General features: G+C 66.0%; 7 protein-coding genes. All 7 read left to right on the top strand.

The window, feature by feature from the left end; translation table 11 throughout:
- The first annotated feature begins 37 nt into the window (after window positions 1-37).
- Window positions 38-3358, top strand: coding sequence for a glycosyltransferase (locus tag KRR38_RS10960; RefSeq protein ID WP_217407217.1), 3321 nt, complete (start codon window positions 38-40; stop codon window positions 3356-3358).
- 233 nt (window positions 3359-3591) lie between these two features.
- Window positions 3592-4833, top strand: coding sequence for an efflux RND transporter periplasmic adaptor subunit (locus KRR38_RS10955; RefSeq protein WP_254514749.1), 1242 nt, complete (start codon window positions 3592-3594; stop codon window positions 4831-4833).
- 8 nt (window positions 4834-4841) lie between these two features.
- Window positions 4842-7982 carry an efflux RND transporter permease subunit gene (locus KRR38_RS10950; protein ID WP_217401367.1) on the top strand — a complete coding sequence of 1047 codons (3141 nt, stop codon included), beginning with the start codon at window positions 4842-4844 and terminating at the stop codon, window positions 7980-7982.
- On the top strand, window positions 7979-11179 hold the full coding sequence (locus KRR38_RS10945) for an efflux RND transporter permease subunit (protein ID WP_217401365.1): 3201 nt from the start codon (window positions 7979-7981) through the stop codon (window positions 11177-11179). The genes KRR38_RS10950 and KRR38_RS10945 overlap by 4 nt, the downstream gene beginning before the upstream one ends.
- Window positions 11176-12642, top strand: a complete 1467-nt coding sequence (locus KRR38_RS10940; protein ID WP_254514748.1) for an efflux transporter outer membrane subunit — start codon at window positions 11176-11178, stop codon at window positions 12640-12642. Before KRR38_RS10945 ends, KRR38_RS10940 begins: the two co-directional genes overlap by 4 nt.
- Window positions 12643-13283: 641 nt before the next feature.
- Window positions 13284-14180: an intradiol ring-cleavage dioxygenase gene (locus KRR38_RS10935; protein ID WP_217401363.1), complete on the top strand. Its 897-nt coding sequence runs from the start codon at window positions 13284-13286 to the stop codon at window positions 14178-14180.
- A 10-nt stretch (window positions 14181-14190) separates the two neighbouring features.
- A complete protein-coding gene (locus KRR38_RS10930) occupies window positions 14191-14943 on the top strand; it encodes a response regulator transcription factor (RefSeq protein ID WP_309141019.1) in 753 nt (250 codons plus the stop codon).

The following is a 14943-nucleotide window of genomic DNA, read 5'->3' as shown; positions in this document are numbered from 1 at the left end:
CCTCGACGCCAGCGAGAAAATGTCGATAACCGACACGATGGATAGACCCGTATTTTTTGACGATACCGGTCGCCGTAACCGCTGGACGGTTCGGGGCTTCATCTTTCTGCTATTGCTGGTCGTCACGGCAGTTGCCGGACTGGCAGCTACAATTCTGCTGGTGCCGCGAACCCCATCGCCGAGGCTTGGCCAGGAGCGAGCCCAGGCTCTGCCTCTCAAGCAGCAATTGCACGCGATCGGCCGTGATCTCGGCAAATGGCTGCCCTTCGGCGGTGCGGCGGCTGGCCAGGTCAATCAGATCGTGGTGGGCTTTTACGTGCCCTGGGATCCGGCGAGCGCCGCCTCGCTTGCCGGCCATGTCGGCGAACTGGACTGGGTCGTGCCGGCCTTCGTCAACATCACCGGAGCGGGTACCAAGGTGGACATCCAGTCCGATCCCGCTTTCGCCCGGATCGTCGCGGCCAGTGGGCACAGCCCGCGCATCCTGCCGATGATCCAGAACGCCAAGGACGATACCTGGGACGGCAAAGGCATGGCGCAGGTTTTGGCCGACCCGGCCAAACGCGCCGCCCTTGCTGCGCGCAGCGAGGCCGTGGTCGCGCAACTCGGAGGTACGGGCGTCGTCTTCGACTTTGAGGAACTGCCAGCGAGCGCACAGCAGGACTATGTCAGGTTCCTGAGCGAAGTCCGCAGGCGTTTCGCGCCGCGCAAATGGCTGGTTACGCTGACCGCGCCGGTCGACGACCCGAGCTGGAACCTGCCGGCGATCGCCCGCAGCGCAGACCGTGTCTTCCTAATGAACTACGACGAGCATTCCTCGGTCGATCAGCCCGGCCCGATTGCCTCGCAGGGTTGGTTCGTCGATCGCATGCAAGCTGCACTCAAGGCTGTTCCGCCGGACAAGGCGATCGTGGCGATCGGCAGCTATGCCTACGATTGGCATGGCGCCGCCGCCGATAGCCTGTCCGACGAAGAAGCCTGGCTCGCCGCGAGCGATAGCGAGGCAACGGTGGTCTTCGATCAGGCGAGCGGCAATTCGGGGTTCTCGTATGAGGACGACGACGGCACGGCCCATACGATATGGCTGCTGGACGCCGCATCCGCCTGGAATCAGCTTCGCGCCATTGACACGGCCGGGGCCAGCGGGGTGGCGCTGTGGCGCCTCGGCAGCGAGGACCCGGGGGTCTGGCCGGCATTCGATGCGTTTCAGAAGGGCGCGCTGCCGGACATGACCAAGGTGAAGGCGATCGGCGACGTCGACGTCGAGGGCAATGGCGAACTCCTGCGGATCACTGCCACGCCGACCGACGGGCTCAGGCATTTCACGACCGACAAGAGCGGCTTGGTACGTGACGTGCATTGGCTGCACTATCCGACACCCTTCGTCGTCCAGCGCGGCGGGGCCGTCCCGAAGCTGATCGCCCTGACTTTCGACGATGGCCCCGATCCCACCTGGACGCCGAAGATCTTGAGCATTCTCGAAGAGAAGAAGGCGCCCGGTACCTTCTTCGTCATCGGCGAGAACGCGATCAGCCATCCGGCTCTGCTCAACCGGATCATCGCCAGCGGCGGTGAGATCGGCAGCCACAGCTACACCCATCCCAACATGGCGAATGTTTCGCAGCGCGGGATCGAACTCGAGCTCGACGCCACGCAGCGGTTGATCGAGGCCTATACCAGCCGCTCGACGCGTCTGTTTCGAGCACCCTATTTCGGCGATGCCGAGCCGACCACGCCCGGTGAACTCGTTCCGGCATGGATCGCTCAGAACGAGGGCTATCTGAACGTCGGCCTGCACGTCGATCCCAACGACTGGCAGCGCCCCCCGGCTCAGGCCATCGTCGACCAGGTCATTGCCGGGGTCGAAAGCGACGACCCGCAGCAGTCCGAACATATCGTGCTGCTGCACGATGGCGGCGGTGACCGCAGCCATACGGTGGCCGCGCTGCCGGTGATCATCGATGGGCTGCGCGCACGGGGATATACTTTGGTGCCCGTCTCGAAACTGCTCGGCGTGCCACGCGATGCCATCATGCCGCCGGTCAAGGGCTCGGACCTGGCCGCCGTCAGGCTCGACATCGGCGTGTTCCTGGTGGTCGCGGGCCTGCTCTGGTTTTTGAAGTGGTTGTTCTTCGTCGCCATCAGCGTCGGTATCATTCGCGCGATTTTCATGGCGGCTCTGGCGCTGCGCTCGGCGTCCAGTGGGAAGCGGCGCGTGCCTCCGCCGATCGATCCCGAACGCTTCGTCTCGGTGCTCATTCCGGCATTCAACGAAGCCAAGGTCATCGTGGATTCGATCCGTAGGGTGCTCGCTTCGGAGCAGGTGCGGATCGAGGTGATCGTCATCGACGACGGGTCCTCCGACGGCACTTCCGCGGTGGTCGAGGCGGCCTTTTCGCAAGAGCCGCGCGTACGTTTGCTGACGCTTGAAAATGGCGGAAAGGCGCGCGCGCTCAACGAAGGGCTGAAACTGGCGGGCAGCGATATCGTGATCGCGCTCGACGCCGATACCCAGTTCGAGCCGGAGACCATTGCGCGATTGGCTCGCTGGTTCACCGAACCGCAGGTGGGCGCCGTCGCCGGCAACGCGAAAGTCGGCAACCGTGTCAACCTCGTGACCAAGTGGCAGGCCGTGGAATACGTCACCGCGCAGAACCTCGAGCGGCGGGCTCTGATGCTGTTCGACGCGATCACCGTGGTGCCGGGTGCCGTCGGGGCCTGGCGGCGATCCGCGCTGGATTCGGTCGGCGGCTATCCGACCGACACGCTCGCCGAGGATCAGGATCTGACCATAGCGATCCAGCGTCAGGGCTGGCGCGTCGATTACGACGCCGACGCCGTTGCCTGGACGGAATCGCCCGAAAGCTTCCGGGCGCTCGTCAAGCAGCGTTTCCGCTGGGCCTATGGTACGCTGCAGTGCCTTTGGAAGCATCGCGCCATCGTGAAGACGGGAGAGCCGAAAGGCCTGGCGAGAATCGGCATTCCGCAGGCCTGGATATTCCAGATCGGTTTCGCACTGATTTCGCCGATCATCGACCTGGCCCTGGCGATAAGTATCGTCGACACGTTCGTACGAGTGCACCAGCACGGCTGGGCTCAGACGCAGTCCGACGTGCTGCACATGGGAACCTACTGGCTCGTCTTCACCGCGATCGACATCCTGTGCGGCTGGATCGCCTACCGTCTGGAGAAACGGGAGCGTCGCTATCCGGCCCATCTGCTGGTGGCCCAGCGTTTCGTCTATCGCCAGCTCATGTACTGGGTTGTGGTTCGAGCGGTGGCAGCCGCACTCAGGGGGCCACGTGTCGGCTGGGGCAAGCTCGAACGCACCGGGAGGTCGACAGAACAACCGGCTTGAGCTGCGAATGGTGTGGCCAGACGTATCGACGCAGCAGGCATTCGCTAGCCAACCGCCGCTAGTCCAAAGCTGTCGTTGGTTGCGATACCTCACAACTGCACCCGTTCGCAGTCCGGGCCTTCCGGCCCCCTGCGGCGCGGCCACGCATCATACACTCTAATACACTTTGATGCTTGAACGATTGCTGCGCTCGGTGGTTTGTGGATTTGCAGGGCCAGCGCAGGATCGCGCCGTTGAATCAGACTGCAGACACCGGCGACAGGCCGGAAACCGCGCGTAAGCCGTGGTTCTGGATCGGTATCATCATCATCGGATTGCTCGCAGCCGCTGCGATTGCCCATTTTGTCGTGGGGATCGGAAGCAAAGGCGATCGCAACCGGCGGCTTCCCGCACCCGTCGCGATCGCCAAGGTTACCTATGCCGATGTCCCCGAAACCGTGAGCGCGCTCGGTACGGTGACGCCGCTCGTCACCGCTTCCGTGCGGTCGCAACAGTCGGGCCGGCTGATGGAGATCGACTTCAAGGAAGGCCAGACGGTCGCCAAGGGCCAGCGGCTGGCACTGATCGATCCGCGGCCTTTCGCGCTCGCCAGCGCCCAAGCCGATGCCAACCTCGCGCGCGATGCCGCGCAGCTCAACTCGGCGCGAGTGGACCTCACGCGGTATCGGACCTTGCAGTCGCAGGATTCGATCGCACGCCAGCAGGTCGATAGCCAGGCGGCGCTGGTCAAGCAGCTCGAAGGTACGGTCGGCGCGGACCGCGCGGCGCTCGGCACCGCTCGCCTCAACCTGACCTATGCCTCTGTGATCAGCCCGGTGAGCGGGCGGATCGGCCTGCGCCAGACCGACATCGGCAACTATGTCACGCCCGCCGATACAAACGGCATCGCGACCGTGACCCAGCTTGATCCGATCGACGTGGAGTTTTCGGTGCCTCAGGCGCAGATCTCGGCAATCCAGGCCCGGCTGGGCGCGGGTGGGGGCGGACTGCCCGTCACCGCGATCGACCAGTCGGGCGCGCCGGTGCTGGCACAAGGCACGTTGCTCACCTTCGACAACGTCGTCGACACCACCACCGGCACGATCAAGGCGAAGGCGCGCTTCGCCAATCCCGGCGGCAAGCTCATTCCCAACCAGTTCGTCAATGTCGCGATGCTGACCGGCACGCTGCATCATGCGATGGTCGTGCCGGTCAGCGCCGTGCGTCATGGCCAGCCCGGGGATTTCGTCTTCGTGCTGCAGCCCGACAAGACCGTGAAGCTGGTCGTCGTGAAGATCGGGCCGATGCTGGGCCAGCAGGTGGCGATACTCGCCGGCCTCAAAGGTGACGAGACGGTGATCAGTGCCGGCGCCGACGGGCTGGAGGATGGCTCCAGCGTCCGGTTGCCCGGCGACAAGAGCGCAGGAGGAAAGGGAGCAGGCGGCGGAGGCGGCGGCAAGCATGGCCACCGCCACAAGTCGCAGAGTGGCGGTTGAGCGCGGCCATGGATAGCGCGGCGATACCCGAAGATCGGGTCGACGGCGGCCCTTCGCGCCCCTTCATCCTGCGGCCGGTGGCGACGACGCTGATCATGCTGGCGCTGCTGCTGGCGGGCCTGATCGCCTATCGCACGCTGCCGCTCTCGGCGCTGCCCGAGGTCGACTATCCGACGATCCAGGTCCGCACGCTCTATCCCGGCGCCAGTCCCGACGTCATGGCCTTGACCGTCACGGCACCGCTCGAACGTCAGTTCGGGCAGATGCCGGGCCTGGCGCGGATGACCTCGGCGAGTTCGGCCGGGGCCTCGGTGATCACGCTGCAGTTCCGGCTCGACCTGTCGCTCGACGTGGCCGAGCAGGAAGTGCAGGCGGCGATCAACGCGGCCGATACCTTGCTGCCGTCCGATCTGCCTGCGCCGCCGGTATATGCCAAGGTGAACCCGGCAGACGCGCCGGTTCTGTCGCTAGGCGTCACGTCCAAGACCCGGCCGCTGGGCGAGGTCGAGGCGATCGTCGAGCGGCAGTTCGCCAATAAGATCGGCCAGGTCTCCGGCGTCGGCCTCGTCTCCATCTCAGGCGGGCAGCGGCCCGCGGTGCGGATCCAGGCGAACGTGGCGGCGCTGTCGGCGCATGGGCTTTCGCTGGAATCCATCCGTACCGCGATCGGAAATGCCAATGCCAACGCGGCCAAGGGAAGTTTCGATGGCCCGACCAAGAGCTGGACGATCGACGCCAATGACCAGCTCGCCAGCGCCGCCGACTACAAGTCGCTGGTGCTCGCCTATCAGAACGGTGCGCCGGTGCGCCTGTCGGACGTCGCCACCGTGGTAGATTCGACCGAGAACACGCGTCTCGCCTCGTGGATGAATCGCGAGCCTGCCGTCATCATAGACGTGCAGCGCCAGCCGGGCGCCAACGTGATCGGCACCGTCGATGCGATCAAGGATGCGCTGCCGGGGCTAGAGGCGCAGTTGCCGGCCGACGTCCATGCGACGCTGCTGACCGACCGCACCGAGGGCATCCGCGCATCGGTGTCCGACGTACGTTTCGAACTGTTCCTGGCCATCGCGCTGGTGACGGCGGTTATCTTCCTGTTCCTGGGATCGCTGCGCGCAACCGTCATCGCCTCGATCGCCGTGCCCTTGTCGCTGGTTGGCGCGTTCGGGGCGATGTGGGCGATGGGCTTTTCGGTCAACAACCTGACCTTGATGGCATTGACGATCGCCTCGGGTTTCGTCGTCGACGATGCGATCGTCGTGCTCGAGAACATTTCGCGCCATGTCGAGGAGGGCATGGCGCCTTTCGCGGCGGCGCTGAAGGGATCGCGCGAGATCGGCTTCACCATCGTCAGCCTGACGGTCAGCCTGATCGCGGTGCTGATCCCGCTGCTGTTCATGGGCGACGTCGTGGGTCGGCTGTTTCGCGAGTTCGCCGTCACCCTGGCTGCGACGATCGTGCTGTCCGCGGTCGTCGCGCTGACGCTGGTGCCGATGCTGGCTGCGCGCTGGCTGAAGCCCGAGGGCGAGCACCGGCCGTCGCCACTGGCGGCGCGGGCGATGCAGGGCTTCGATGCCCTGTCCCGGTACTATGAGGGCCGGCTGGACTGGGTGCTGGAGCGCCAGCGGCTGGTCCTGGGTATCTTCGCGGCAACCCTGGTGATCACCGGCGTCCTGTTCTTCGGCATATCGAAGAACCTGTTTCCCGAGGAGGATACGGGGCAGATCACCGTTGCGACGCTGGCCCCGCAGGAAACCGGCTTCGCCGCCATGGCGATGCGGCAGCAGCAGGTGGCTGACGCGATCCTGCAGGACCCCGCGGTCGCCAGCGTATCGTCGAGCATCGGTGTCGACGGGCAGAATCCCGCGCTCAACCAGGGGCGGCTGACGGTCAACCTCAAGCCCGTGGGAGATCGGTCCGGATTGCCGACCGTGCTGAAGCGGCTGCGGGACAGGACGGCCAACTTTCCCGGGATGACGCTGTTCTTCCAGCCCGTGCAGGACCTGACGATCGATACCGAAGCGGGCGTCACTGCCTATCGCTTCGCGCTCCAAGGCGCCGATCAGGCTCAGGTCGACGAATGGGGGCAGAAGCTGGCCACGGCGCTGGCCCGGCGCCCCGAGCTGACCGACGTCACCGCCAACGTACTGGGGCAGGGCGCGGCCGTGACCGTGGACATCAACCGCGATGCCGCTGCCCGGCTGGGCCTGTCGGCGCTGGCGATCGACAATGCGCTCTACGACGCTTTTGGCCAGCGGATCGTCTCGACGATCTATACCCAGTCGAGCCAGAACCGCGTAATCCTGGAAGCCACGCCCGACATGCTGTCGGGGCCGCAGGGCCTCGCCGGCCTCTACATCCCCGTCGCCAACGGCAGCGCGATCCCGCTCGGCGCCGTGGCGACGATCCGGCAGGGCCTCGCCCCGCTCGTGATCGCGCGCGAGGCGCAGTTCCCCTCGGCGACGATCGGCTTCAACCTGGCTGCGGGCACCTCGCTCGGCGGGGCGGTGGACGTGATCAAGCAGGTCGAGCAGGGCCTCGGCATTCCCGCCGCCGTGACGACCAACTTCTCGGGCTCTGCTGGCGCGTTCCAGGCCTCGCTCGCCAACGAGTTCTGGCTGGTCCTTGCCGCGATCGTGGTCGTCTACATCGTGCTGGGCGTGCTCTATGAAAGCTTCGTCCATCCGATCACGATCCTTTCGACGCTGCCATCGGCCGGTGTCGGCGCGCTGCTGGCACTGGGGCTCACCGGCTATGGGCTGGGCGTGATCGGGATCATCGGCATCGTGCTGCTGATCGGCATCGTCAAGAAGAACGCGATCATGATGATCGACTTCGCGCTGCAGGCGATGCGCGAGGACGGGATGGATGCTTACGCCGCGATTCGCCAGGCCGCGCTGCTGCGTTTCCGCCCGATCATGATGACCACTTTCGCGGCCCTGTTCGCCGCGCTGCCGCTGATCTTCGGCGGGGGCATGGGGTATGAGCTGCGCCAGCCGCTGGGTATTGCCATCGCCGGCGGCCTGGTGCTGAGCCAGGCGCTGACGCTGTTCACCACGCCGGTGATCTTCCTGGCCTTCGAGGGCCTGAAGCGCCGGCACAAGGCGCGCAACGGTCATGACGGCGCAGCTCTGGTCCAGCCGACATGAACCTCGCAGCGCCTTTCATTCACCGCCCGGTCGGCACTTTGCTGCTGACTTTGGGGCTTATGCTCGCGGGCGTCGCTGCCTTCTTCTCGCTGGCGGTCGCGCCGCTGCCGCAGGTCGATTTCCCGACGATCGTCGTCCAGGCCAACCTGCCCGGCGCGAGCCCGCAGACGATGGCGTCGACTGTGGCGGCTCCGCTCGAACATCGGCTCGGCGTGATCGCCGGCGTTACCGAGATGAGCTCGCGCTCGGGCGTCGGCTCGGCCCAGATCACGCTCCAGTTCGATCTGTCGCGCAACATCGACGGCGCCGCGCGCGACGTCCAGGCGGCGATTAACGCCGCGCGGGCCGACCTGCCGACCACGCTCAAGACCAATCCCAGCTATCGCAAGATGAACCCGGCCGACGCGCCGATCCTGATCCTGACGCTGACCTCGACGACGCACAGCCCTTCCGAGATCTATGACGCGGTGTCCAACATCGTCGCGCAGAAGCTGCTGCAGGTGCAGGGTGTGGGCAATGTCGAGCTGGGCGGCGCGGCGCTGCCCTCGGTCCGGGCCGAGCTGAACCCGGTCGCGCTCTCGCGTTACGGTATCGCGCTGGAGGACGTGCGCACCGCGCTGGAATCGGAAAGCGCAAACCGGCCGCGCGGCGTGGTCGATGTCGCGGACAATGCGTTCCAGGTCTATTCGAACCAGCCCGGGCTGCACGCCGCCGACTATCGGAACACGATCATCGCCTGGCGCAATGGCGCGGCGGTGCGGTTGTCCGACATCGCCGATGTCGTCGACGGGCCCGAGGACGTGCGCACTATGGGCCTGTTCAACGGGCGCAAGGCCGTGCCCGTGGTGATCAGCCGTCAGCCGGGCGCCAACATTGTCGCCACGGTCGATGCGATCAAGGCCCAGCTTCCCGCGTTGCAGAAGGCCATGCCGGGCGACATCAAGCTGGCCGTCGCCAATGACCGTACGACCACGATCCGCGCCTCGCTGCACGAAGTGGAAGTGACCCTGCTGATCGCGACCTTGCTGGTCGTGCTGGTCGTCAGCCTGTTCCTGCGAAGCTGGCGCGCAACGCTGATTCCGGCCGTGGCGGTTATCGCCTCGCTGCTCGGCACTCTGGGCATCATGTACCTCGCCGGTTTCAGCCTCGACAACCTGTCGCTGATGGCGCTGACCGTCGCCACCGGCTTCGTCGTCGACGATGCGATCGTCGTCGTGGAGAACATCAGTCGCCACCTGGAGGAAGGCGCCCGGCCTTTCGACGCCGCTTTGCAGGGCGCGCGCGAGGTGGGCTTCACCGTGCTGTCGATCTCGGTCAGCCTGATTGCGGTCTTCACGCCGCTGATCTTCATGGGCGGCCTCGTCGGCCGGCTGTTCCGCGAATTCGCGCTGACCATGTCGGCGGCCGTGGCGATCAGCCTCGTCATTTCGCTGACCACCACGCCGATGCTGGCGGCACAGGTGCTGCGCGCGAACGAGCGCGAAGTCCGGGTGATGCGCACCGCACGCCGAGCATTCGATTTCGCGCAGGCGCGCTATACGATCAGCCTCGACTGGGCGCTGGCCAATCGCGGCGCGGTCTTGCTGCTGCTGGCGGGCACGCTTGCGCTCAACGTCTATCTGATCGTGCTCGCGCCCAAGGGCTTCTTTCCCAGCCAGGATACCGGCGCGATCATGGGGGGTATCCGGGCAGATCAGAGCATCTCGTTCCACGACATGCAGACCAAGCTCACCCGCATCGTCAAGGTGATCAAGAGCGATCCGGCGGTGAGCACCGTGGTCGCCTTTTCGGGCGGTAGCCGGGCGGGCGGGGGCTTCCTGTTCGCCACGCTGGTGCCGCGCGGGCAAAGGCCGGCGATCGACCAAGTCATCGCTCGCCTTCGCCCCAAGCTCGGCCGCATCAGCGGCGTCACCGCCTTTCTCAATCCGGTGCAGGATCTGCAAGTCGGCGGGCGGCAGAGCAACTCGACCTATCAATACGTGCTCAAGGCCGAAAGCGCGGCGCAGCTCCAGGATGCGGCGCAGCGGCTGACCGATGCACTGAAGAAGCAGGCCGACGTGTTGGCCGACGTCAACGTCGACCAGCAGGATGCCGGTGCCGACGTCTTCGTAACCGTCGACCGCGACGCCGCTGCGCGGCTCGGCGTGACCATGGAGGCGATCGACCAGACGCTCTACGACGCGTTCGGCCAGCGGCAGGTGGCGAACATCTATTCGGGGCTCAACCAGTATCACGTGGTCATGGAGGCGGCGCCCCAGTTCAACGGCACGCCGGATGCACTGGCGAACCTCTATGTTCCGGTATCCAGCAGTCAGAACTCGGTGCCCACCTTGCCGGGCGTCGCGGCCGGCTCGACGCCGATTGCCAGCGCGCTCGCCGCGGGCAACGCCGTGTCGACCACTGCGCTGACCATGGTGCCGCTGTCGGCCGTTTCCCACTGGGCGACCGGCTCGACCAATGCCAGCGTCAACCACACCGATGCCGAACCTTCAGCGACGATCAGCTTCAACATGCCGCCGCACGTCGCCCTGGGCGATGCGGCCCAGCGTATCGCGCAGGTCCAGGCCGGACTCCACCTGCCGGCGACGGTCCACGGCGATTTCGGCGGCACGGCCAAGGTGTTCCAGCAATCGACCGCCAGCATGCCCTTGCTGATCCTCGGCGCGTTGCTGGCGATCTACATCGTGCTCGGGATTCTCTACGAAAGCGCGATCCATCCGCTGACCGTGCTGTCGACGCTGCCTTCGGCCGGGGTCGGCGCCGTCTTCGCGCTGGTGGTGACGGGCGGCCAGTTCGACCTCATTGCGCTGATCGGCATCATCCTGCTGATCGGCATCGTCAAGAAGAACGCGATCATGATCATCGACTTCGCGCTCGATGCCGAGCGTGCCCGCGGGCTCAGCGCCTTCGACGCGATCCGCGAGGCGTCGATCCTGCGTTTCCGGCCGATCCTGATGACCACCATGGCCGCGGCGCTCGGCGCCTTGCCGCTGGCGATCGGTTTCGGAGATGGCGCCGAACTGCGCCGGCCGCTGGGCATCGCGATCATCGGCGGGCTCTGCGCCAGCCAGCTTCTGACGCTGCTCACCACCCCCGTCGTTTATCTCGCGCTCGACCGTTTCCGGCGCCGCTCGGATCACGAGCGGCTGCTCAGCCGCCACGGTGACGCCCCGTTGCCAGAGGGAGCCCCCGCATGATCCGTTCCCGCCCTCTGATCGCCGCGCTGGCCATTGCCGGGCTCCTTTCCGGTTGCAGCATGGCCCCGGCCTATCACCGGCCGACGCTGGCACCATTGCCCGAAAGCTTCAAGGAAGCGCCCGGCTGGTCTTCGGCCGCACCCTCAGATGCCGTGGCCAAGGGCGCCTGGTGGGCGTTGTTCGGCGATCCCGTGCTGACCGCGCTGGTCGAGAAGGTGGAAGTCACGAACCAGACCGTGGCGCAGTATCGCGCCGCCTATGCCGCGGCGCGCGCCGTGACGCGCGAGCAGCGCGCTGCGCTGTTCCCGGCGGTGACGGCTCAGATCAACGCAGCCGACGCGGGCAGCAAGACGACCGGCGGCAGCGGGCTCAACGGCTCGGGATCGACCGGGCAACGCTACACGGCGCAGATCGCCGCGACCTGGGAGCCCGACCTCTGGGGCCGGCTAGGCAACGGCGTCAACCAGGCGCGCGCGAGCGAGCAGGCCGGCGCCGGAGACCTCGCCAATGCGACCCTGGCTGCGCGCGGCGAACTGGCGAGCGACTATCTGCAATTGCGCGGGATCGACGCCGAGCGCCTGCTGCTCGACCAGACGGTGATTGCCTACGACCGTGCCCTGACGATCACGCAGAACAAGTACAAGGCGGGCACTGTCGCCCATTCGGACGTCGATCAGGCGCAGACCGCGTTGAGCAATGCACAGGCAGATCGCCGCGACCTCGATCGCCAGCGCGCTGCCTTCGAGCATGCGATCGCCGTGCTGGCCGGCGAGAATCCATCGAGTTTCGCCATAGCACCGGTTGCCTGGAGCCCGGTCGTGCCCGACGTGCCCGGCACGATCCCGTCGACGGTACTGCAGCGCCGGCCGGACATCGCCGCGGCCGAACGCCGTGTGGCCGCGGCCAATTCGGGCATCGGCATCCAGCGCGCCGCCTTCTTCCCGCAGGTCTCGCTGAGCGCCGGCGCGGGTCTTTCGGCGACGGGCATCGGCGATCTCTTCGCAGCGCCGGTTACGCTGTGGTCGCTGGGCCTGAACGCGGTCGAGACGCTGCTCGATTTCGGCGCCAACAAGGCCCGGCTCGCGCAATCCCATGCCGAATACGACCAGGCCGCCGCGGTCTATCGCCAGACCGCGCTCACGGCGTTCCAGCAGGTCGAGGACGAGCTCGCCGCCGTGTCCGCCTATGCCGACGAGGCGAAGATGCGCGACCAGGCAGCGACTTCGGCCGACCGAGCCGAGCAGATCGCCCGCAACCAGTATCTGGCCGGCACGATCGACTACGCAAGCGTCGTCACCGCCCAGACCGCGGCCTACGCGGCGCGGCAGGCGCGCGTGCAGGTCGTGGTCGATCGTCAGACCGCAGCCGTCGCGCTGATACAGGCAATAGGAGGCAATTGGGACGCTGCTTCAACGGCGACAGCCCCTGCCTCGGCTATCAACAACGCCCCAATCGTTTCGTGATAGCGAGTCTAGCCGGGCTACTTATCGCCGGGAGTTTTCCTTTTCGCGCTTCTCTTTCCGAAGGGAACTGCGCTCATCCCCGTTGATTGGATTGGCCGCTCAGTGCGTAGGGTTTTCGAGCGGCGTATCTCAACCACGGGAAAAGCCCATGACGAGAGTCATCAGTTGCGCAGGCGGCATTGTCTTCGTAGCGCTGGTTGCGTGGTACATCTGGCTGTTCTATCTGGGCTGACGAGCGGAATGCGAAGCGGTTCCTCCTTAGTCAGCCTCAGTCGCAACCAAACCATCGCTTGGTAGGTGTGTCGGCGCGGATCGGCGATGCTGCCGTCATCGACAGCACGGGCCAGAGTAGCGGGTTTGGCTGCGGCAAAGATGTTCGTCCTGCGCGAGACCGTCCTTAAGAACTATTCCGCCGATAAATCGGACATTCGGAGGATCGCATCGGTCTTTCGTAAGCCGCCATCCGTTCAGTTGCGAGTGTCGCTTTGGTTGTTTGGGCACGAGCCTGACGGCATGAAGATTAGCGATCGTGCGGTTGAACTGGAACCTGGCATTCCTGTTACATAGTCGAAACGAAGTCGAAAAACCGCCGAAACGATCAACCGCTAGACCTCACGCCTGAGCAATCGGGAGTTTGCGCGATGAAGGAATTTGGCGGCCACGATCGTGGCCTGCGACAGGACCTGCTGGCGCTCGACAAGCTGTTGGCTCGTCGGCGCGCATTGGGACAGTTGGGCGCGGTTGGCACCTCCGCGCTGGTCGCAGCCTGCGGCGGCGACGGCAGTTCTTCTTCGGCCAGCACCGGCACGACCGCAACACCCACACCAACCCCCAGCGCGACGGCGACCGCCACGCCCACGCCTACGGCCAGCGCCACCTCGGCCTCATGCGGCACCGCCGCGGGAGAGACAGCCGGGCCATACCCGGGCGATGGCACTAACAGTTCGAACGGCATTACCTCGAACGCGCTCGTCGCCAGCGGCATCGTGCGCAGCGACATCCGGTCGAGCTTCATCAACAGTACGACGACGGCCCAAGGCGTGCAGCTGACGGTCACGCTGACGCTGGCCAACGTCAACAACGGCTGCGCGCCGCTTGCCGGCTATGCAGTCTATCTCTGGCACTGCGACCGCGAAGGCGAATATTCGCTCTATGGTCTGCCGACGGAGAGCTACCTGCGCGGCGTGCAGGTGACCGACAGCAATGGCCAGGTGACCTTTACCACCATCTTCCCCGGCTGCTATTCGGGCCGCTACCCGCACATCCATTTCGAAGTGTTCTCGAGCCTGGCGAACGCCACGTCGGGGCGTTACGCGGTGCTGACTTCGCAGCTCGCGCTGCCGGCCGCTGCCTGCTCGGCGGTCTATGCCACTTCAGCCTACAGCAGCAGCGCCACCAACTACTCAAGGGTTTCGATTTCGAGCGATGGCATCTTCGGGGACAACACAACGGCGCAGATGGCGGTGATGACTCCGGCCACGACGGGCAGCGTCGCGGGAGGCTATACGTCCACGACGACCATCGGCATCGCGACCTGAGCGGCTTGCAGTGGCCCGGCTTGCAATCAACGAGGCGATTGGCGATGCAGGCCGGGTGGCCGATGAATCCATCCTTCTGGTTGACGATGACGCCGCGCTGCGTCAGCTGATCTCCGACTTCCTGCGCGAGCACGGCTTCATCGTGCGCGAAGCTGACGGCGGCGCAGCCATGCGAAAAGCGCTCGACGAGGCGAGCGTCGATCTCGTCATCCTCGACGTCATGTTGCCGGTCGAGGATGGGCTGTCGTGTTTGCGTTCGCTACAGGGGCCCGCGGCCCCGGCGGTGATCATGCTCTCGGCGCTTGCCAGCGACATCGACCGGATCATCGGGCTCGAGATTGGTGCCGACGACTATGTCGCGAAGCCCTGCAATCCGCGCGAGCTGCTGGCGCGCGTCCGCTCGGTCCTGCGCCGCAGGGGCGACCGCGATTTGCCAGCGCCCGCGGCTGCCGTTCTGAAATTCGCCGGTTGGCAGCTAGACGAGCGCGCCTGGGTGGTCCGCGATCCCTCTGGGCATCGCACCGAACTGAGCTCCGGCGAGATCAGGCTGCTCGCCGCGCTGGTCAATGCACGCGGTGCCGTTCTGACCCGCGACCAGCTGATCGACGCGATCCACGGCGTCGAGGGGCTCAGCTTCGATCGCGCAATCGACATCCACGTCAGCCGTCTGCGCCGCAAGCTTACCGAACGCGGCGGCGGCGACCTGATCCGCACCGTCCGGGGGGCCGGCTATAGCCTAGCCGTTTCCGTCCAGCGCGGCTGA

The sequence above is a fragment of the Novosphingobium sp. G106 genome, assembly GCF_019075875.1.
Classification (GTDB): domain Bacteria; phylum Pseudomonadota; class Alphaproteobacteria; order Sphingomonadales; family Sphingomonadaceae; genus Novosphingobium.
Note: the sequence above shows the minus strand (reverse complement) of the source record. Positions and strands in the feature narration are given on the sequence as shown.

Coding starts and splice junctions, on each gene's coding strand:
- KRR38_RS10950 (WP_217401367.1), top strand. CDS start 4,842: ATGGATAGCGCGGCGATACCCGAAGATCGGGTCGACGGCGGCCCTTCG.
- KRR38_RS10945 (WP_217401365.1), top strand. CDS start 7,979: ATGAACCTCGCAGCGCCTTTCATTCACCGCCCGGTCGGCACTTTGCTG.
- KRR38_RS10960 (WP_217407217.1), top strand. CDS start 38: ATGGATAGACCCGTATTTTTTGACGATACCGGTCGCCGTAACCGCTGG.
- KRR38_RS10935 (WP_217401363.1), top strand. CDS start 13,284: ATGAAGGAATTTGGCGGCCACGATCGTGGCCTGCGACAGGACCTGCTG.
- KRR38_RS10940 (WP_254514748.1), top strand. CDS start 11,176: ATGATCCGTTCCCGCCCTCTGATCGCCGCGCTGGCCATTGCCGGGCTC.